Genomic DNA, 19,731 nt, shown 5'->3' on the forward strand with positions numbered 1-19,731 from the left:
GCGGTGGCACGAACACTACGCCTGTTGCTGGCTGGTGCACTGGCCGTCGCTGCGGTGGGGGAGCGCAATATTGCCGCCGCGCAGGATCGGGCGAAAGACGGCAACGAGGCAGGAGCCGCCACCAGGACCCGGCCCGGCGTCACCGCGCTGGAAGCCTTGCGTTTTCCTGCGGGTTCGCGGCGCGGGCTGCTGGCGGAAAGCATCTGGCTGCATGGAATCCCGGCACGCGTGCTCATATTCGATACGCCTCTCAGCACGCCCGAACTGATCCGCTACCTGTCAGCGCAGCAGCCCGCTCTGGCCGACCTGAACGTGTTGTCCGGCCAAGCCATCCTATCGGGTCAAGTTGGGCAAGAGCGCTGGGTCGTCCAGATGGAAGGCCTGGGCGTACGCCGCACGGCCGGAAGCATTTCGGCGGTCAGCCTGCTGGCTGCGCCAGATAGTCCGCTGCCTGCCTGGCTCCCGGCTGGCGCTCGTCAAAGGCTGGACGTGGCGGTGATGGAGGACGGCGTGCGAGTCTCGGAACGCATCTGGCAATACGCCTTGCCGCCGAGGCAGTTGGCTCCGCTGCTGGAGGAGCGCCTGGCCCAGAACGGCTGGCGTCGTGTGCCGGCGTCCGAGGAGTCAGCGCATTGGTGGATCCGTCCGGGCGCGCGCATGCGGTTGTCGCTGGTGCCGCTGGAAGGCGGCAGCGGGCTTCTGGTCAGCGGAAGATCGCCATGAGGCTCTGGATCACCCATGTCCTGCAGCGCCTGCGCAGAACGGGCGTGTACGCCATCGCGCTGATCGCGGGCTTGGTGTCCGCGTGGGCGGTGCGAGAGCACGTGCAGCAGCGCGTCCAGGCGCTGGAGGCCGAGGCGCGCACGCCGATGGTCAGCCGCCTGGTCGCGGCGTATGACTTGCCCGCGGGCACGCAACTCGAAGAGCTGCATCTCGCCGTGCGCGAGATCCCGGAGCCATGGGCTTCGCGGGCCAGCATCGATCCCCTGGATCTTTCTGGCCTGCTTGGCGCCACCTTGCTGGCCGATGTCGCCAATGGTGAACCCTTGCTCCGGGGGCATTTGACGTTCACCGCGCCGGTTCCGGCCTTGGCGTCCCGCCTGCGTAGCGGGCAACGCGCGTTGACGGTGGCGGCCACCGACCTGGGAGGTCTGGCGGAAGTGTTGCGCGTGGGCGATGCCATCGACATCTATGTGAGCTTCGCGCATCGCCAGCAGGAGCTGACCGTGCCTCTCTTGCAAGGCATGCGCGTGCTGATGGTCGGGGGCGAGGCCGATGGTGAAAACAAGGGCGGCAATATCACCTTGGCGGCGACGCCGGACGAGGCGATGCGATTCGTGGCGGCCCGGCAGAGCGGGGTGCTGACAGCGATGCTGCGCCATCGCGATGATGCCGCCGTGGTCAGCGGCGCAGCGCAAGGCGATCTTGCTTCGTTGATCGGATTGGACCTGGAGCCTCGGAAGGCGCCGGGCGTGGCCATTCTGTACGGCGATCGGCTGGAGCCCTCGGCGGGTGAAGGAGCCATGGAGATGGAGGCGGCCGTCTCGCCTCGACTGAAAAGGGGGCGGCCATGAGGCGTGTCGTCGCCAGAATATTTGCCTGGGCGCTATGTCTCGTCAGCCCTGCAGCGTGGCCAGCGGACGAGGAGATCGAACTCCAGGTGGGCGAAACGCGGATCCTGTCGCACCCCGGAGTCAAGCGCGTGGCGATAGGCAACGGCCAGGTGATCGGCGCCATCGAGGCCGAAGGGCGCGAGGTCATTGTGTTCGCCCGTGCCGAGGGCGTGTCGTCCCTGCATGTCTGGGCCAACGGCGCCCGCGCCAAGGCTTATGAACTAAGGGTGGTGCCGGCGGGGGCACCGCGCCTGCGGGCGGAAGTCGCGGCCTTGCTCGCCCGCATTCCGGGTGCGCGCAGCACCGAGGTGGGCGGCCGCATTCTGATCGAGGGCGACGATCTTTCCGATGACGACCGTTTGCGCATTGCGGCCCTGGCGGACCGCTATCCCGCCGTGCTGGATTTCACCGGGCAAGTGGGCTGGGATCGCATGGTGCAGTTGGACGTGCAGGTCGTGGAGATCCCGACATCGAAGCTGAGGGATCTCGGTGTGCGCTGGGACGGAATGTCCCAAGGCGGCATCAATGCCGGCCTGGCCTGGGATGCGGGGTCCCGGGGGCGCATGAGCCGCCCTGGCGAGGAGATCATAGAAACGATGGGCCGGATCTCGTCGGCGGCCGGCTACTTCGGCGTCAATGCGTTGTTGTCGTCGCGCATCGCGATGCTGGCTCAAAGCGGGGAAGCCGTGATGCTGGCCCAGCCTCAATTGCTGGCGCGCAGTGGCGCCAGCGCAACCTTTCTGGCCGGTGGCGAGGTTCCCTACTCGTCAACCGATACGCGCGGCAATTCGACCACGCTGTTCAAGCCCTACGGCGTCATGCTCAGGATTACCCCTCGTGTCGACCGTAACGGGATCATCCGTTCCTTGATCGAAGTCGAGGCGAGCTCGGTGGACAACGCGCTGAGCGTGCCGGGCGGACCGGCGTTGCGCACGCGCCGCGCGTCAACCGAATTCAACGTGCGGTCCGGCGATACGCTGGTCATCGGCGGCTTCCTGTCGCGCGAGCGGGACGAGGCAAGCGACGGGCTGCCATGGCTGAAGGACATCCCGGTCCTGGGGGCCTTGTTCTCGTCCCGGCGCTATCAGTTGCGGGAAACCGAGCTCGCCATATTTGTGACGCCGAAGCTGATTGCGCAGGCCGAGCCCGCCATGGCGGACCGTGTGCGGCGTGGGCGTGGCGTGCTGGAAGCGGCATTTCCCGAAGCGCCTCGCCTGGGAACCGCCGTGCCTGCCGCGTCAGGCTGGGATGCCTACGCGGGCGCGGGCTCGCAATGGGACGCGCGACCTGAAGGTGTCCCGACTCCCCCAACGGAAACGAGGCCATGATCGACATAGAAATGATGTTCGAGGACGCCACGGTGGACAAAGCGACACTGGCCGCTCCTGTGCTGATCGGACGCGGCGCGCATTGCGGCTTGCGCATTGTGAACTGGCGTGTGGGACGCCAGCACGCCCGTCTGGTGTGCGAAGAGGCCGGTATTGCTCTTGAAGACTTGGGAACGCTGGCGGGGACGCTGGTGAACGGCGAGAGGATCGTGCGCCACGTGCCGGTACTGCCCGGCGACGAAATATTGATCGGGCCTTGCCGGCTGCGGGTGTCGCTGGCGGTCGCCTCCGAGCACACCGGCGAATCGAATGGTCCGGAGGCTGACAGCGCCGCGCGCGATATGGCTGCAGCGCAGCAGTTGCCGACGCTGGCCGCGCCTGCAACGCCGTTGCCGGCGCGCGCGCCGCTGCATCAGCTGCAGGAGCGCCAGCGCCTGCATGCAGCCTTGCTGGCGGCGCTGGACCTGCGTCGCCGTGACGTGGCGGGCATGAGCGACGGCATGCTGCGTGCGGAGGCCGAGCGGCTGCTGACGCATATCGTCGCCTCCGACGAGGATTTGCCGCCTGGGGCGGACCGGGCAGCGCTTTGCCGCGAGGTGCTGGACGAAGCGGTCGGTCTGGGGCCGCTGGAGCCCTTGCTCGCCGCCGCCGACATCACGGAGATCATGGTCAACCGCCATGACGAGATCTACGTCGAACGTGCCGGCCGCCTGTCGCGCCACCAGGCGGCCTTCACCAGCGAGCAATCGTTACGCTGGGTCATCGAGCGTATCGTCACGCCCCTGGGGCGGCGCATCGACGAAAGCTCTCCGATGGTGGATGCCCGGCTGGCGGACGGATCCCGGGTGCATGCCATCATTCCGCCGGTGGCCATGAGAGGCGCGAGCCTGACCATACGCAAGTTCCCGCAGCGGCGCCCGGGTATGTCCGATCTGATCGCGGCGGGTTCGTTGAGCGACGCCATGGCGCAGTTCCTTGCGCTCTGCGTGAGGTTGCGCAGGAATCTGGTGGTATCCGGAGGCACGGGGGCTGGCAAGACGACCTTGCTCAACATCCTGTCCAACGAGATTCCCGATGGCGAGCGCGTGGTCACCATCGAAGACGCGGCGGAGTTGCGCCTTAACCACGATCATCTGGTGGCGTTGGAGGCGCGTCCCGCCAACCAGGAGGGGCGCGGGCGCATCGACATCCGCGAGCTCGTGCGCAACGCGTTGCGCATGCGGCCAGACCGGATCGTGGTGGGCGAGTGCCGCGGGCCGGAGGCATTCGACATGCTGACCGCTATGAATACCGGCCATGAGGGATCCCTGACGACGCTGCATGCCAACTCGCCTCGCGATGCGCTGGGACGCCTGGAATCGATGATCCTGATGGCCGGCCTGGACCTTCCTTTGGCGGCGGTGCGCGAGCATATCGCCGCCAGTGTGGATATCGTGGTGCAGCAGGCCAGGCTGGCCGACGGGCGGCGCGTCGTGACGTCGATCGCGGAGATCACCGGCATGGAAAGCGGACGTATCCAGCTCCAGGATTTGTTCCGGTACGACCGCGTCCGGGGTTTCTTCGGCTGCGGCGCCTTGCCCGGCTTCGCGCGCGATTGGACACAGCCCGATGAGGCCTTCGACCCTGCCTGGTTTTCCGACACGGAGAAGGCGGCGCCGGGGACTGCAATTTTTTCGCGAGGAACGCCATGATCTGGCTAGCGGCGGGGGCCGCCATGATCTCCGTGCTGCTGTTGGCTTGGCGGGTCCAGAGCTGGTTTGCGCCGGCGCTGCGTCGCTATCGCGAGGTCTACACGCAGGAGGCGGGCTTGCGCCTGAGCGAGGTGTTCCTGTTCATAGATCCGGCCCAATTGTGGGCCGGCGCAGTGGCCTGCGCCGCCTTGGCGGCAACCTTGGTCTTTGCCGCCACGGGTAGCGGTCTGGTGTCCGCCATGGCTGCGGCGCTTGCCTCGCGCTTGCCCCGTGCGCTTGTGAACGCGTTGCGACGTCGGCGCGCCCGCCGGTTTGAGCAGCAACTGCCGATGGCGTTGTTGATGCTTGCCGCCGCTCTGCGCGCGGGCGTGGCATTGACGACAGGCCTGCGCCACGTCGTCGAGCAGAGCGGCGCACCGTTGGCCCAGGAGTTCGGCTTGATGCTGCGCGAGCAGCGCATGGGAGTGCCCTGGGACTCCGCGCTTGAAAACCTGCGCAATCGCATGCCGGCCGATTCGACCGCTCTCGTCGTGGCTGCCATGCGCATTGCGGCACAGACGGGCGGCAATCTGGCGGAGGCGCTGGAGAGCATCGCGCAGACCCTGCGCGCCCGGCTGCAATTGCAGGCGAAGCTGCTGGCGCTGACATCGCAAGGGCGTCTGCAGGCCTGGATCGTAGGGTCTTTGCCCTTGCTGCTGCTGGCCGTGCTGGACCGCCTGGAGCCGGAAGTCATGGGTTTGCTGTGGCATACGCCCGTGGGTTGGGGCGTGCTGGCCATCGTGGCGGTGCTGGAGACCACGGGCATGCTGCTGATCCGGCGCATTGTCCGGATCGATATCTGACGGAGGAGGCTGCGATGTGGCTGTACTTGAGTCTGTTGACGGCCGCGTTGGCTGCGGGGTGGTTGGCCTGGGTGGTCTTGAAGCCATTGTTGCTGGACAGCCAGGGCGCGTCCTCCGCCTTGCCGTGGTGGTGGCGAGCGGCCTGGCCCTGGATTGCGGCGGTGGCGCCCTTGGCCGGGCCTTTGTGTACCTGGCGTTGGCGCATCCGGCTGACGCGGGCGATCGAGCGGGCTGCGTTGCCCGCTGGCATCAGCTACGCGCATGTGGCGGCGCTGAGCTGGAGCGCGGCAACGGCCGCCGGTGGGCTGGCGACGACGGTAGCGCTTGTTCTGCTGCAGGCTCAGTCCTGGGGGTGGATTCCTTGGGCGGTAGCGTCTGCCCTGGGGGCCGGCGCCGCGCCGGGCCTCTGGTTGCGGAGTTTGAGCGTCAAGCGGCGGCGCAGCATCGAACGCGATCTGCCTTTCGTGTTCGACATGATGACCTTGTGTGTGGAGGCGGGGCTGAGTGTGCACGGGGCATTGCAGATGGCCGCACAGAGCGGCCCGGCCGGCATATTGCGCGATGCCTTGGCCGACGCGCTGGCGGAGATGCGCGCCGGAGTCTCCCGGACCGCGGCGATCAAGGCCCTGGCTGAACGCAGCAATAGTCCGCTTGCGCGTAATTGGGCTGCCGCCTTGGCACAGGCCGAGGCGCTGGGGATAAGCCTGGGGCCGGTGCTGCGCGCGCAGGCGGCGCAAAGTCGCAGCGATCGCCACGTGCGGGCGGAACAACTGGCGATGCAGGCGCCCGTGAAGATGCTGCTGCCCTTGATCGGCTGCATCTTTCCCTGCACCTTCATCGTGCTGGCCTTCCCGGTCATGGTGCAATTGCTGCAGAGCGTGCAATGAGCAATGACCAGCCATCGGGGCAGCGTGGCGGGCTCAGGTTGCTCAAGGTAGCCGACTGGTGTGGCCGCGCCCGCGGCTTGCTGGGACGCAAGCCGCCAGGGCCGCGGTCCGGCATCTTGTTGATGCCTTGTGCCGCGGTACATACCTTTGGCATGCGTTATGCCATTGACGTGGCATTCATATCGCGGCGTGGAAGGGTGCTCGCGGTGCGCAGGGCGCTGGCGCCCTGCCGCGTGGCTTTATGCCTGGGCGCCGTTGCCGTCGTCGAGATGCGCGCCGGCATTCTCGATGCCGAACACGGAGGTATAGGCAGGATAGAAGCTGCAGTACAGCACGCCACCCGCGGCGATATTGAAGGGAATCTGCAGCGTTCCGGCAAGCTGCGGGGACAGGCCGATGGCGACCAGAAGGCCGGCGCAGAGGTCGATGAAAAGAAACACCAGGATCCACGTGGCGCCGTAGACCAGGAACGGCAGCTTGTTGCGCCAGCAGGCGATGCCGGAAAAAAACAGCGCCTGGATCAACCGCAGCCCATGCCAGGCGACCAGAACTGGCGCGTGCCAGAACAGCGCCGCGATCACGACGTACGTGATCGCGAACAGGCTCAGCGGCACGGCCATGGCGGACAGGATGGGCTCCATGGATTTTTCCACGGAGGCGATGCGCATGCCCTCGACCATCGCGTCGGTGAACGGCAGGAAAATGATCAGGCCGCAAGCAATGCAGAGCGCCGCGTACAGCAGCCCCATCAGGAACAGTTTCCTGAACACGCCGGGCTGCTTGAGCGGCTTGGCCCACATCGAGGGCAGCATGACGCGATCGGCTTCGACGTGCTTGCACGCCGATAGCGTCATCAGCGTAATGATGGGCATCAGCGCCACCACCAGAATGGGGCCGACCGGCGGCGTCGCGGTGGCGAAGATGACCAGGAGGCTGATGGCCATGGCCCAGGTGAACATGGCCAGTGGTTGTTTGCGGAACAGACGGAAGCCGTCACGGACCCATTGCCAGCCGGATGTTGCGGGTAGGAATGCTGCTTGCATGGCTCTTTAAAGGGGGTGATCTCTCAAAAAGGGACGCGCTATCCCCATTATGGGGGGAGCAACAGTTACGGCAATATTGGCAGGCCCGGGCGGTGGCGTGCTTGCAACACTCTTTCGAAATGCCGGGGGTCGTGCGGTTTGAGGGTCTGGGCCGGCCGCGGCAGGAAAAAGTCGTACAGGCGCGATATCCAGAAGCGCAGCGCGGCGGCGCGCAGCATCAGCGGCCAGACTTCGCGTTCCGCGTCGGTGAACGGGCGCACGGCCGCATACGCCGCCAGCCAGGATTCGACCAGTTCGGGCACGAATTCGCCGGTGTCGCGCTCGATGCACCAGTCGTTGACGCTTACCGCCACGTCGAACAGCCAGGTATCGCAGCCAGCGAAGTAGAAATCGATGATGCCGCCCATGAGCGGATCCTCGAAGGTGCCGGCAAACAGAACGTTGTCCCGGAACAGGTCGCAGTGGGCGGGGCCGGTCTGCAATGCCTGCCATGCCGGCGTCGCGGCGGCTGCCTGCTGGTCGGCCAGCTCCGACGACAGAAGCTGGGCCTGCGCCGGTTCCAGGAAGGGCATGACCTTGGGCGCCGTCTCCAGCCACCAGGACAGCCCGCGCAGATTGGGCTGGCGCAGCGGGAAGTCGCGCGCCGCCAAGTGGGCGCGTGCAAGCGTGGCGCCGGCCAGGGCGCAATGCGCCGCGCCGGGTGCGGGCTCGTAGCCGCCTGGCAGGCGTGAAACGATGGCGCAGGGCTTGCCGTGCAGCGTCGTCAGGCGGGTGCCGTCGCGCAGGGTCTGGGGGCGGGGCACGGGAATGCCGCGCTCGGCCAAGTGGTACATCAGCTCGATGTAGAACGGCAACTGCGCCTGCGTGAGCACCTCGAACAGCGTCAGCACGTACTCGCCGCGGGTCGTGTACAGGAAGTAGTTGGTATTCTCGATACCCGCCGTAATCCCCCGAAGCGAGACAAACTCGCCCAGATCGAAATGCGCCAGGAGGGCGCGAGCGTCGTCTTCGGAGACAGGGGTGAATACGGCCATTGATGTGCGGAATCTAGGGGTTAACGGACGCGCGGCACGCCTGTTTCGGCTGCGGCGGCGCAATTTTAGACCACATGGCGGGCGGGCCTGTCCGCCATCCGGTTGAGCGGTCGGAGCCGCCGGCCGGACACAAAGCCGCCAAGCACCGTAAAATACCGCATCCCCTTGTTTTGTAGAGTGATTCTTGGACTCCCCCGACTGGCGGCTGTGCGTCGCCCCGATGATAGATGTGACCGACCGCCATTGCCGCTTTTTCCATCGGCTGCTGGCGCCGCGCGCCCGCTTGTACACGGAAATGATCACTACCGGCGCGTTGCTGCACGGCAATGTCGAACGTCACCTGGATTTTGACGAGGCCGAGCATCCCGTGGCCCTGCAACTGGGCGGCAGCGAGCCCGACGCCCTGGCGCATTCGGCTCGGCTAGGCAAGAAGTGGGGTTACGACGAGATCAACCTGAATTGCGGCTGTCCTTCGGAGCGGGTGCAGAAGGGGGCGTTTGGCGCCTGCCTGATGGCTGAGCCTGCGCTGGTGGCCGATTGCATGAAGGCCATGCAGGACGCCGTGGATATTCCGGTCACCGTCAAGCACCGGCTTGGGCTGGACTATGACGAGTCCTATGAATTTGTCCGCGATTTCGTCGGCAAGGTCTATGACACCGGTTGCCGGGTGTTCATCGCCCATGCCCGCAACGCGGTGCTCAAGGGGCTCACGCCCAAGGACAACCGCGAGATTCCGCCCCTGCGCTATGAGGTGGTGCGGCAATTGAAGCGCGACTTCCCGGATTGCACGTTCGTACTCAATGGCGGCCTGGCCGACGCCGGGCAGTCGGTGCGCGCCGCGGGTGATTTCGATGGCGTCATGCTGGGCCGGGCCGCCTGGCATACGCCGCGGGTGCTGTCCGAAGTGTCCTTGCAGCTGTGGCCATCGCTGCGCCTGCCCAGCGACGCGCAGGTGGTCGACGCCATGATGGAGTACGCGGCGCGGCAAGTCGCCGTGGGCGTGCCGCTGCGGGTGATGACGCGGCCGATGTTGGGGCTGGTGAACGGCCAGTCTGGCGCGCGCCGCTGGCGTCGCATGCTGTCCGATCCGGCCTTGCTGGCCGCGAACAATCCTGAACTGATTTACGATGCCTGGCGCAGCCAGCGGCATGCGCCTGATATGCGCGGCGCCGCGGTCGAGGCGGCGCCGGCTGGGGTGTGACGGCAGGCCAGCGGCGGCTGGCCAGGGGCTCAGGACTTGGCCGGTTCAGCGGTTTCCGTAGGCCAATCGCGGATGTAGGCCTTCAGCATGTTGTTTTCGAACTGCTGGGCCGCCACGATGGCCTGGGCCATGTCGTAGAACGAAATGACACCCATCAGGGTGGGGCCGTCCATGACCGGGATATAGCGCGCATGCTTTTCGAGCATCAGGCGCTGCACTTCGTCGGCGCTGGTGTTGGGTGACACGCTGACCGGCGCGTCGTCCATGATGGAGCGGATGGTGGTGTCGCCGGCGCCGCCATGTGCATGCATGTGGCGGATGATCTCGCGGAACGTGAGCATGCCGGTCAGCGTCCCGAATTCCATGATGACCAGCGAGCCTATGTCCTGCTCGCTCATTGTTTGCACGGCCTGGGATACAGGCATGTCGGGCGACGCCGTATAGAGCGTATCGCCCTTGACGCGCAAAATCTCGCTGACCTTCAACATCGGTTCCTCCTGGGCGGACTGCGCCCTTATCCTATTTACTAGTTCTTTTTCGCTTCCAGCTGCAGCACCGGAGCGATTCCATTTTCGGTATTTTGCGCTTCTCCGCAGACTTCTTCCAGCGTGGGCGTATTTTGCTGCGAAATCACGGCCGAGGCGACTCGCAATATTTCCGGGTCATTGCGGACCCTGGGCTGGCTGCGATCCAGCAGAAAATGATCCACCACGGGCGCCATCGAGGTATTGCGGGCATCGCAGGTCAGCACCCAAAGGCCTTCAGGGCTGCGTGTCGCCAGCCCCATTTCCGCCAGCGTTTCCAGCACTTCGTTCAGTTCGTCCTGGTGCAGGCGCAATTGCGCGGCCAGCAGATTGGCGGGTAGTCCCGGCGGATTGGCCGCCTGCGCCTGGCGTAGCGCGCGCAGCGCATCCACGGCATCCACAAAGGGCGCGCCGGGATAGCGGTTGATTTCCCAGCGGCCCAGGCGGATAAGAGGCGCGCTGGAAGCCAGGATGGCCCCCAGTAGCACGGCCAGCCACGACAGGTAGATCCAAAGCAGGAATATCGGCAGGGTGGCGAATGCGCCGTAGATCACGGTGTAGGTGGGGAAGCGCGTCAGGTAATAGGCGAACGCCGACTTCATGATTTCCAGCACGACCGCGGTCACGCAGCCGCCGACCAGGGCGTCGCGCCAGAGAACCTCGCGGTTCGGGACCATGACGAACAGCGTGGCGAAACCGAGAGCGGTCAATATCAACGGGATGAACGACACTGCGACGCTGAGGGCTTCAGGCACGTCCCGCACCAGGCCCAGCGATTCGCGCGCCACGAACGAGGTCGCCCAAAGGCTGGCGCCCGCGACGACCGGCCCCAGCGTGATGATGGCCCAATACACCAGCGCGCGCTGCCGCAGAGGGCGCTGGCGCGTCACATGCCAGATGTCGTTGAACGCCTTGTCGATCGTCATGATCAGCAACAGCGAGGTGATCAGGAGGAACACGCCGCCGATGGCGGTCAGGCGCGAAGCCTGACGCGCGAACTGGTTCAGGTAATCCATGATGTTGTCCGACACGGACGGGGGCATCAGGCTGTTGGTCAGGAAATCCTCGAGCGCGACGCGGAATTCCTGGAATACCGGAAAAGCCGTGAATAGCGACAGGACCACGGCCAGCATTGGCACGATGGCCAGGACGGTCGTGAAGGTGAGACTGGACGCCACTTGCAGCAGTTTCTCTTCGCCGGCGCGTTCGGCGCTGAAGCGCACGACGCGTCCGGCCCGCGCGATCCATGAAGAGCGCGGGGTCGAGTGCTCGGTGGCCGCCGGCGTAGTGGCGGCAGGCTCGGCGGGGCGATTCATCAGGCGATAATAGCAGCATGAACCCCGAACTCAATCCCCGTTTGCGCCTGCTGGCCTCGGTTTCGCTGTTCGCCCTGATCGTGCTGTGCGTCACCTGGGAAACCGTGGTGGCGCCAGTGCGGCCCGGCGGCTCCTGGATGCTGCTCAAGGCCCTGCCGCTGGCGTTTCCGCTGCGCGGCATCCTGCGCGGCAATCTCTATACCTACCAGTGGGCGTCCATGCTGTCGCTGCTCTATCTGATGGAGGGCGCGGTGCGGGCCATGTCGGATCCGGCCCCGCTGTCTGTGCTGATGGCCTGGGGCGAGATCCTGCTGTCGACCATTTTCTTCCTTAGCGCCATTTTCTACGTGCGACCCGCCAAGCGGGCCGCCAGGAGGCAACGCGCATGAGCGCCCAGAAGCTGTCCGACCTGCGCGTCGTCAATTCCTTTGCCGCCTTGCCTGCGGCGTTCTACACCAGGCTCGAGCCCCAGGCCTTGAACAATCCGCGGCTGTTGCACGGCAATGCGCAGGCGGCGGAACTGATCGGCCTGGACCCGTCCGCCTTGTCCACGCCCGAATTCCTGAGCGTGTTTTCCGGCGCCCAGCCGCTGCCGGGCGGCGACACGCTGGCCGCGGTTTACAGCGGCCATCAGTTCGGCGTGTGGGCTGGCCAGTTGGGCGATGGGCGCGCCCATCTGTTGGGCGAGGTCGAAGGGCCCCAGGGCAATTGGGAATTGCAGCTCAAGGGCTCGGGCATGACGCCGTACTCGCGCATGGGCGACGGCCGCGCGGTGCTGCGCTCGTCGGTGCGCGAGTATCTGGCCAGCGAGGCCATGCACGGCCTGGGCGTGCCTACGACGCGCGCGCTGGCGCTGGTGGTTTCCGACGACCCCGTCATGCGGGAAACCGTGGAGACGGCCGCCATCGTTACGCGCATGTCTCCCAGTTTCGTGCGTTTCGGTTCTTTCGAGCATTGGTCGTCACGCCGACAGCCCGATATGCTGAAGACGCTGGCGGACTACGTCATAGACCGCTATTACCCGGAATGCCGCGCGACCGGCGCGGGCGAGGTTTCAAATGACGTGGCGCCCTATGTGAATCTCCTGCGCGCCGTTACGCGGCGCACGGCGTTGCTGATGGCGGACTGGCAGGCGGTGGGCTTTTGTCACGGCGTGATGAATACCGACAATATGTCCATACTGGGGCTGACGCTGGACTATGGCCCGTACGGTTTCATGGACGGTTTCCGCCTGGGCCATATTTGCAATCACTCGGACTCGGAAGGGCGTTATTCCTGGAACCGCCAGCCGTCCGTGGCGCTATGGAATCTTTACCGCCTGGGAGGCAGCCTGCACGCGCTGGTGCAGGACGTGGAGAGTCTGCGGGCGGTCCTGGACGAATTCGAGGCGGTCTTCACGCGTGCCTTCCATGACCGCATGGGCGCCAAGCTGGGCCTGGCCGCATGGCAGCCGGCCGACGAAGCGCTGCTGGACGATCTGCTCAAGTTGATGGACGCTAATCAGGCGGATTTCACATTGACCTGGCGACGCTTGGCCGACGCCCTGTCGGGCCAGCGCGCTGCGTTCGAAGACCTGTTCATCGACCGGCCGGCGGCAGGAGCGTGGCTGGACCGCCTGGTGGAGCGGCATGCGCAGGACGGACGGCCGGTGCAGGATGTAACCGCAGGCATGAATCGCGTGAATCCGCTTTACGTGCTACGCAATCACCTGGCGGAGGAGGCGATCCGGGCGGCTAAATCGGGCGATGCCGGCGAGATCGACACCTTGATGAAGCTCTTGCGCAATCCCTACGAGGCCCAGCCCGGCCATGAGCGGTATGCGGCATTGCCGCCGGATTGGGCAGGCAGCCTGGAGGTTAGTTGTTCCTCGTGATAACGGCCGCCAGCCGTACAAACCAGAGCAGGGTGCAAGCGGTTTTCCCGGGATTTACGGGAAAATAACTATTTGGACAAGGAATATCGCAGTTTTTTTCACTGCAATCATTCGTTTCCATTGTAAAAGACGTAAGATTGTCGCCAACGGAATACCCGGGACTCTGCGTCCGCGGGGCATTTGTCGATAATCTTCAAAATAAAGCACTCTAAATATGGCTGGCGCAGATGGTTTGCTGTGTATCGGTCTGCTTGAGGATGACGCGGACTTCCGGGAGGAGTTGGCGTTAGGCTTGGGTGGCTATGGTTTCCGGGTGGCATTTGCCTGTGACAATGCCGCGGCGTTTTATCGCCGGTTGCAGGAACAACCTTGCGATATCGTCATTCTTGACGCCCACTTGCCAGGAGAGGACGGTTTCTCCGTGGCGACCCGCCTGCGCGCCCTCAGTCCGGTTGGTATCGTCATGCTGACAGGCCGCAGTGCGCTGGAAGACCGGGTGCGCGGCCTGGAAGGCGGCGCCGATGTCTATATGACCAAGCCCGTGGATTTGCTGGAGCTCAGTTCGGTCATCCGCAGTCTGGCGCGCCGGATGCGCTTGGCCAAGGCGCCGCGTCCCGTGGATGCGGAGACGCGCGCCACCGCCGACACCTCATGGTCCCTGCAGGACGGCGGCTGGATTCTGGTGGCGCCCGATGGCGCTTCGCTGCATTTAAGTGCCCAGGAGCGCACCTTCCTGATCGCTCTGATGGATGCCGCCGGCAGCGCGGTCAGCCGGCAGGTCCTGGCGGAATTGTTCCTGCCGGACAGCCCAGGGGGCTTTGAATTGCGCCGCATCGATGTGCTGGTCAGCCGTTTGCGCGCCAAGGCACAGAGCGCGGGCCTGAAGTTGCCGGTGCTGTCGGTGCGCGGCCAGGGTTACGTGTTCGCTGCCTGAAAATGCCCGCGGCGGTCAAGCCGCTGGCGCGCTGGACGGCAAGGTGACGACGAAGCGCGTGCCCACGCCCACCTGGCTTTCCATGGTCAATGAACCGCCCTGGTTCTGGCAGATGCGCCGGGCCAGGTATAGGCCAATGCCCATGCCTTGAGTCTCCCGGTGCGCCGAGCGCCGGAAATGCGGTTCGAAGATCTTGGCCTGTTCCTCCACGCCGATGCCTGGGCCGCGGTCAGTGACGGCCACCCAAGCCATGGGAATGCCCTCCACCCGGGTTTCGCCGGTTTCGATGCGGACGGGTTCATTCGCTGGCGAATACTTGATGGCATTGTGGATCAGGTTGCGCACCACCACACTGGTCAAGGGGCGGTCGCAGTAGACCGGCAGGGAGGGGCCGGCCTGCAACATCAGCGCATGCGCCGTATCGGGTTGCATCGCGGTGACGACATCGCGCACCAGATCCGCCATGTCCGCTTGTTCGCCGCGCGGCGTCCACGCCTGTTCGCCCAGCCTGTCCTGATTCAGCAGCTGATCCATGAGTTCGGTCATGCGGGTGACCGAGCGATGGATGCGCGCCAAGCGGTTGTCCACGGCCTCGCCGCTTTCGGCAAGTATCATGTCCAGGGACTGGGCTGCCGCACTGACGGTGGCAAGCGGTGCGCGCAATTCGTGCGAGATCAGCGCGTTCATCTGGCGTTGCGTATCGAGTGCGCCGGCCAGTTCCGCCAGCCTTAGTTCGCCTTGGGCCACGTGTTCCGCATTGTTGTGTTCCTGGACTGCGTGTTTCACTTCCTGTTGCAGGCCACTGGATTGATGGATCGCGAGCAGAACCAAGGCGCTCAATACCAGCAGTAGTCGTGCCAGTTCGGCGACCGTTCCGCCCGCGCCCTGGGGCAACCAGGCGTCATGTCCCAGCAGCCAGACCGATATGCCATAAGCGCCAGCCAAGATCAGCGCGGCTGCGCGTGCGGGTGTTCTGCTTGCCCCGCGGATCAGGAACCAGATGGCCAGCGGCAGGCTGGCGATGGCGCAGGCGCCCGCGATCGCGGCCGATGCGATGCCGTTGCCTGGGTCGTAGGCGATGATCAGCGCCAGTATCGCCACTATCGTCAACGCCGCGCTGGCCCAGCGGCAGGCCGTCGCCAGCTTGGTGGCGGATGCTGCTGCGAGTAGGGGGGCGGTGAGGGTGAGCAAGGCCGCATAGGATCCGGCTTGCAGCGCTGCCGGCGGCAACAGCGTGGGCATGGAGCGGAATACGCCTTCGAGCAGCATGAAGGCCAACCCCGCGCCGTACATGGCACTGCGGGTGGCCGCCCATGCGACGGCACAGGCCAGGCCGCAGGCTGCGGCGACGCCGGCCGTCAGGCCCAGATGCAGGTCTTCGTATGACGCGCCCACGCCATAGGCCAGGACCGCGTCGGGGCCGAGCAGGGCGCACAGCAATAGCCCCAGGCGGGGCAGGATGACTGGCCGAACCGCGGGGGCGTCACCGGCGCGGCGCGGGCGCAAAGGCCAGCGTGTGCGAAAAAGCCAACAGATGCGAAGCAGCATGCCTTCCGTCAACTGGAACCCCAGGGATGATCTGGTGCGAGTTCGTGCGTATGGGCGGAGTTTACGACAGGCCCGCGCATGGCATGGACGCCGATGCTCGCCAGGACGTTCTGCGTGGCGAGATCAGGCACGTCTTCGGCGTAGACATCGATATTCAGCGCTGCGGCTGTCGCCACTACGGTGGCGGCGAGGTGCTGGCTGCCCGGGCTGTGGAGCAGGCCTGTGATGAAGCCGCCACATAGCTTCAGGTATGACAAGGGGAACTCATGCAGATGCTCGATGGCGCCGAATTGGTACGACAGCCGGCTTACGCCGACCCGCGCGCCGGCGGCCACGATGATGTCGCAAAGCTGGTGCAGGTCCGCCCCTTGCGCTGCAAGGGCTGCCGCATCGATTTCCACGATCAGGCGTGCGCTCAGGGCGGGGCGGTCGGCCAGCATGCGTTGTAGTCTGGACTGGAACGATGGCTGGGCGATCGAGGCCAGCGATATCGGCACTGCCAGCGCGCCAGGACGCGCGAACAGCCAGTCCAGCCCCAGGCGGATGGCTTGTATGTCGCACTCGGCGGCCAGACCGAGGCGGACGGCGGGAGGCATGAAGATCGAGGCCGGCACGGGATCGGCGCCGGTGGTGTCGTGCAGGGTCAGGCTGGCTTCGTGGTGCAGCAGGCCGCCGGACAGATCGTGCAGAGGCTGCACGGACAAGGAGAATCTGTGTTGTTCGAGTGCGGTAACCAGGGCGTCGTGCCAGCTGTACTCGCCGATGTGCGTGCTGTCCGGCGCTCGGCTGGCCGGCGCGATCTGGTCGTCGTCGGCGCTTTCGGCGCACATCAGGGCGTGGTCCAGGCGCGCCAGCGTGTCGCTCATGCCGTCTCCTGGCGCGTAGGAAGCCATCGCCAGGGCCCAGCGGCAGGACTCATGCTTGTCCATCGGCACACGTAGGGCGCGCAGTTCGCGTCGCACACGCTCGGCCAGCAGGCTGGCTTGCGGCGCCGAGCTGCGGGGCAGCAGCAGCGCAAAATCAGAACCGCTGATGCGCGCGAGCATGGCCGCCGGCCCGCCGAATTCGGCGACCAGCTTGCGCAGCCGGTCGGCGGATGAGCGCAGCCACTGGTCCGTGAAGGCGCGCGAAAGGTGCCGGTTGATCTGCGCCAGGTCGCGTTGGCGGAACATCAGCAGATGGCCGCCGGCTTCGGGGTCCTTGTCAGCCAGCGCCAGCCTGAACTGATCGACAAAATACTTGCGATTGTGCAGCCGGGTGATAGGGTCCTTGTAGATCTCGCTCTGAAGCGATTCGATCCGGGCATTTTGTTCCTGGACGGTGGCGGCGACCATGCGCTGCGCGTCCACCAGCGCCTGATCGACGCCCGCCAGCTCGCACGTGCCGTTCAAGGTCTTGCGGTTGCCCGGCGCCAGCGCGCGCACGCGTTCGCAGATGTCCCGAGAGGTGCGCGCTTCCATCCGCCGCGCGAGATTGAGGGAGAACAGGACCCACAGCAGGCCTGCGGCCAGCACCAGCCCCAGGACCCGCACGCCGCCTTGCCACAAGGTGTCGCGGGCTTCCCGCGAATCCGCCTGCACGGTGACGATACCCCGCGAACTGCCGTCCGGGGCCGCGTAAGGCCGCGACACGGCGGGCGCTTCCATGCTCAACCAGGCGTCGCGCCAATCGTGCTCCCTGGACTGAGAGTCGGTTTGCGGCGTTTGCCGTTCGATGGCGGGCGCGCCCCTTTCGTCGGTAATGCGTACCAGCGCGTAATCTCCGCCCGCGTACAGATCATCCGCCAGCGCCATTCGTTCGTCGGGGCCAGCCGCAGCGTGCGACAAGGCCCAGGCGAGCGCGTTGGCGCCGTCGTCGCTTTGCTGCGTCAACTGCGAGCTCAGATAGCGGTGCGCCGCCAGCATCCCCACCGCCTGCGCGCCGAACAGGACGAGGCCGATCAGAAGTGTGGTGAAGAAAAGTAGCCGGCGGAATGTGGACATGTATTGGGAGGTTCCCTTCCTGGCCGCTGCGTGGCCTGAACTGAGGACTGCCAGGTGTCCGGTTGGAACGGCGTCGGATCGCGATCAGCGCTAGAAGGCCTGGATACGGGGTGTGACACAAGTCACTAATACATCAGTGGAACAGCAATTCTACATGTCACAGAACGTGCCGAATATTACTAAATTCATGCCGCAAGGGGGCAAGCTGTGCAATTATTTCGGTGCGGCCCGGTTTTGAATGACAACTATCGAGACAGGGTGTATTAATTTTTCGGGTGTAGCTGTCGTAAGTAGTAGGGCGAGCATGGCATCAAGGGCCGGCGCTAGCCTTCGTGGCCTATCCCGAACCTTCCGTGAGCAACCAGAATAACCGTAGGAATACAGGGGAAAGAGGCGCGTTGCCTCTGAAGTGTGGCGTTTTTTGCGAAAATAATGCATATTTTAAAAAATGTTACAGTCCTTGGGTTCCTTTTCGAACCGCAACGCCAGGGGCTTATGGATAGGGGGCTTCGTGCGTGAGAGTTACCTGCTCGCACTGTGCCTGACGCTTGCGGGCGCACTTGTAGCGATATGCTGGGTCTTCGTGCGCAGGGAGCGCCTGCTGCGTCAGCGGCTGACGCGCGATGAATTGACCGGTGTCCTGAATCATCAGGAATTGCACCGGCGCGCCCGCGCTTGGCTCAACAATGCCGAGGGCCGCTCGCGCCGCGGCGCATTCTTCCTGGTGAGCTTCGAGCAGTACGCCGAGATCAGCGCCATGTTGCGCGCGGGCGAAGATCAGGCCCTGTTGGTGCAGGTGGCCAACCGCCTGGGCCTGATCTGCCGATCCATGGGCGGCATGGTGGCGCGCTCCGGGACGGATGCCTTCACCGTATGCGCACCCGACGTGGATGAAACGGGCGCGGCCCAGGTGTCGGCCAAGCTGCTGGAAGCCCTGAGCGCGCCTTATGAATTGGGCGGGCGTCCGCTGATGGCCATGTTCCGTGTCGGCACGGCCCTGTATCCCGAGCATGGCCGTAGCGTGGAAGAGCTGCAGCGCTGCGTGCAAGTTGCCTTGCTCCCGCTGAAGGAGCGCGGCGGGCCGGGCTGGAACCTGTTCGATTTCCGCATGCTGGCGCGCCAGCGTGACCAGCAGGGGCTGGAAAACGACCTCCGGCTGGCGCTGACCACACCCGCCATGGAGCAGTTCGAACTGTATTACCAACCGGTCTGTGACAGCGGTACCGGCATGGTGCAGGGATGCGAGGCGCTGCTGCGCTGGCATCACCCCGTGCTCGGCAGCGTGTCGCCTGCCGTCACCATCGAACTGGCCGAACGCAGTGGCCTGATCGTGCCGCTGGGGGCCTGGATACTGGAACGGGCATGTACGCAGGCGGCGCTATGGCCGGCGACCTGGCGCGTGCATGTGAACCTGTCGGTCAAGCAGATGAACGAGGACGGTCTGGTCGAACTTGTGTCGAATGCGCTCGCTGCCGCCAATCTGGCGCCGCGCAAACTGGTCCTGGAAATCACGGAATCACTGTTCATCCTGCACTACGAACGTCATGTGAAAATCCTGAACACGCTGCGGGCGATGGGCATAGGCGTGGCGTTGGACGATTTCGGCTGCGGTTATTCCAGCCTGAACCACCTGCGTTGCCTGCCCATCGATTGGGTCAAAATCGACCGCAGCTTCATTTCCGCGCTCGAGTCCGATGCCGGCAGCCGCGAAGTGGTCTCGGCGCTGTTCGGCCTGTGCCAGGCGATGCATCTGCCCGTGGTGGCGGAAGGCGTTGAAACCGAGGGCCAACGAGAGATCCTGAAGTCCCTGGGATGCCGGGTGATGCAAGGTTTCCTGTTGGGACGTCCCGCGCCGGCCTCCGAAATCCAGGCTTTGGCCTCGGCGGTGTCATAATCGGGGTTGCTTGCAAACCCG

At 65.3% G+C, this 19,731-nt stretch carries 17 protein-coding genes and 1 pseudogene; 12 read left to right on the top strand and 6 right to left on the bottom strand.

The annotated features are described in order from the left end of the window. Positions 1–3 precede the first annotated feature (3 nt). The 7 genes and pseudogenes from AC3WOB_RS27695 to AC3WOB_RS27725 all read left to right on the top strand — a co-directional run. Positions 4–723 carry a hypothetical protein gene (locus tag AC3WOB_RS27695; protein WP_492276822.1) on the top strand — a complete coding sequence of 240 codons (720 nt, stop codon included), beginning with the start codon at positions 4–6 and terminating at the stop codon, positions 721–723. After that, the gene (cpaB, locus tag AC3WOB_RS27700) at positions 720–1,574 is read left to right on the top strand and encodes a Flp pilus assembly protein CpaB (RefSeq protein WP_492276823.1); all 855 of its coding nucleotides are present in this window, start codon (positions 720–722) and stop codon (positions 1,572–1,574) included. The genes AC3WOB_RS27695 and cpaB overlap by 4 nt, the downstream gene beginning before the upstream one ends. Next, positions 1,571–2,941 carry a type II and III secretion system protein family protein gene (locus AC3WOB_RS27705; RefSeq protein ID WP_492276824.1) on the top strand — a complete coding sequence of 457 codons (1,371 nt, stop codon included), beginning with the start codon at positions 1,571–1,573 and terminating at the stop codon, positions 2,939–2,941. The genes cpaB and AC3WOB_RS27705 overlap by 4 nt, the downstream gene beginning before the upstream one ends. Beyond that, positions 2,938–4,632 (top strand): TadA family conjugal transfer-associated ATPase, encoded by a 1,695-nt coding sequence (locus tag AC3WOB_RS27710; RefSeq protein ID WP_492276825.1) that lies wholly within the window; start codon positions 2,938–2,940, stop codon positions 4,630–4,632. Before AC3WOB_RS27705 ends, AC3WOB_RS27710 begins: the two co-directional genes overlap by 4 nt. After that, entirely contained in the window at positions 4,629–5,474 is an 846-nt protein-coding gene (locus AC3WOB_RS27715) for a type II secretion system F family protein (RefSeq protein ID WP_492276826.1), read from the top strand. Before AC3WOB_RS27710 ends, AC3WOB_RS27715 begins: the two co-directional genes overlap by 4 nt. Positions 5,475–5,488: 14 nt before the next feature. Next, the gene (locus AC3WOB_RS27720) at positions 5,489–6,361 is read left to right on the top strand and encodes a type II secretion system F family protein (RefSeq protein WP_492276827.1); all 873 of its coding nucleotides are present in this window, start codon (positions 5,489–5,491) and stop codon (positions 6,359–6,361) included. Positions 6,362–6,483: 122 nt separating this feature from the next. Next, positions 6,484–6,594, top strand: a pseudogene (locus AC3WOB_RS27725) (DUF192 domain-containing protein); the annotation flags it as partial. Between the two features lie 6 nt (positions 6,595–6,600). Here the strand turns inward: AC3WOB_RS27725 and AC3WOB_RS27730 are convergent. Together AC3WOB_RS27730 and AC3WOB_RS27735 are read right to left on the bottom strand one after the other, a co-directional pair. Further along, positions 6,601–7,404, bottom strand: coding sequence for a BPSS1780 family membrane protein (locus tag AC3WOB_RS27730; protein WP_013392860.1), 804 nt, complete (start codon positions 7,402–7,404; stop codon positions 6,601–6,603). A 65-nt stretch (positions 7,405–7,469) separates the two neighbouring features. Continuing rightward, a complete protein-coding gene (locus tag AC3WOB_RS27735; protein WP_492276828.1) occupies positions 7,470–8,438 on the bottom strand; it encodes a homoserine kinase in 969 nt (322 codons plus the stop codon). A 184-nt stretch (positions 8,439–8,622) separates the two neighbouring features. Between AC3WOB_RS27735 and dusA the strand changes: the two genes are divergently transcribed. Then, positions 8,623–9,639: a tRNA dihydrouridine(20/20a) synthase DusA gene (gene dusA, locus AC3WOB_RS27740; protein WP_080551053.1), complete on the top strand. Its 1,017-nt coding sequence runs from the start codon at positions 8,623–8,625 to the stop codon at positions 9,637–9,639. Between the two features lie 29 nt (positions 9,640–9,668). On the opposite strand, the gene AC3WOB_RS27745 is transcribed toward dusA, so the two are convergent. Both AC3WOB_RS27745 and AC3WOB_RS27750 read right to left on the bottom strand, forming a co-directional pair. After that, positions 9,669–10,127: a CBS domain-containing protein gene (locus AC3WOB_RS27745; protein ID WP_013392863.1), complete on the bottom strand. Its 459-nt coding sequence runs from the start codon at positions 10,125–10,127 to the stop codon at positions 9,669–9,671. A 38-nt stretch (positions 10,128–10,165) separates the two neighbouring features. Further along, the gene (locus AC3WOB_RS27750; RefSeq protein ID WP_207471178.1) at positions 10,166–11,479 is read right to left on the bottom strand and encodes a YihY family inner membrane protein; all 1,314 of its coding nucleotides are present in this window, start codon (positions 11,477–11,479) and stop codon (positions 10,166–10,168) included. Positions 11,480–11,496: 17 nt separating this feature from the next. Between AC3WOB_RS27750 and AC3WOB_RS27755 the strand changes: the two genes are divergently transcribed. The 3 genes from AC3WOB_RS27755 to AC3WOB_RS27765 all read left to right on the top strand — a co-directional run bounded on the left by AC3WOB_RS27755 (position 11,497) and on the right by AC3WOB_RS27765 (position 14,286). Next, complete coding sequence (locus tag AC3WOB_RS27755) at positions 11,497–11,868, top strand: DUF2069 domain-containing protein (protein ID WP_013392865.1); 372 nt, start codon at positions 11,497–11,499, stop codon at positions 11,866–11,868. Beyond that, entirely contained in the window at positions 11,865–13,352 is a 1,488-nt protein-coding gene (locus tag AC3WOB_RS27760; RefSeq protein ID WP_492276829.1) for a protein adenylyltransferase SelO, read from the top strand. The genes AC3WOB_RS27755 and AC3WOB_RS27760 overlap by 4 nt, the downstream gene beginning before the upstream one ends. 214 nt (positions 13,353–13,566) lie before the next feature. After that, the gene (locus AC3WOB_RS27765) at positions 13,567–14,286 is read left to right on the top strand and encodes a response regulator transcription factor (protein ID WP_492276830.1); all 720 of its coding nucleotides are present in this window, start codon (positions 13,567–13,569) and stop codon (positions 14,284–14,286) included. Positions 14,287–14,301: 15 nt separating this feature from the next. Here the strand turns inward: AC3WOB_RS27765 and AC3WOB_RS27770 are convergent, their stop codons facing one another. Continuing rightward, complete coding sequence (locus AC3WOB_RS27770; protein WP_492276831.1) at positions 14,302–15,792, bottom strand: sensor histidine kinase; 1,491 nt, start codon at positions 15,790–15,792, stop codon at positions 14,302–14,304. Positions 15,793–15,842: 50 nt separating this feature from the next. Next, on the bottom strand, positions 15,843–17,816 hold the full coding sequence (locus AC3WOB_RS27775) for a bifunctional diguanylate cyclase/phosphodiesterase (protein WP_013392869.1): 1,974 nt from the start codon (positions 17,814–17,816) through the stop codon (positions 15,843–15,845). Positions 17,817–18,327: 511 nt separating this feature from the next. Here AC3WOB_RS27775 and AC3WOB_RS27780 point away from each other — a divergent pair. After that, complete coding sequence (locus AC3WOB_RS27780) at positions 18,328–19,710, top strand: putative bifunctional diguanylate cyclase/phosphodiesterase (protein ID WP_492276832.1); 1,383 nt, start codon at positions 18,328–18,330, stop codon at positions 19,708–19,710. Positions 19,711–19,731: the final 21 nt, after the last annotated feature.

This window comes from Achromobacter sp. FW305-C-30-7 (assembly GCF_058783105.1).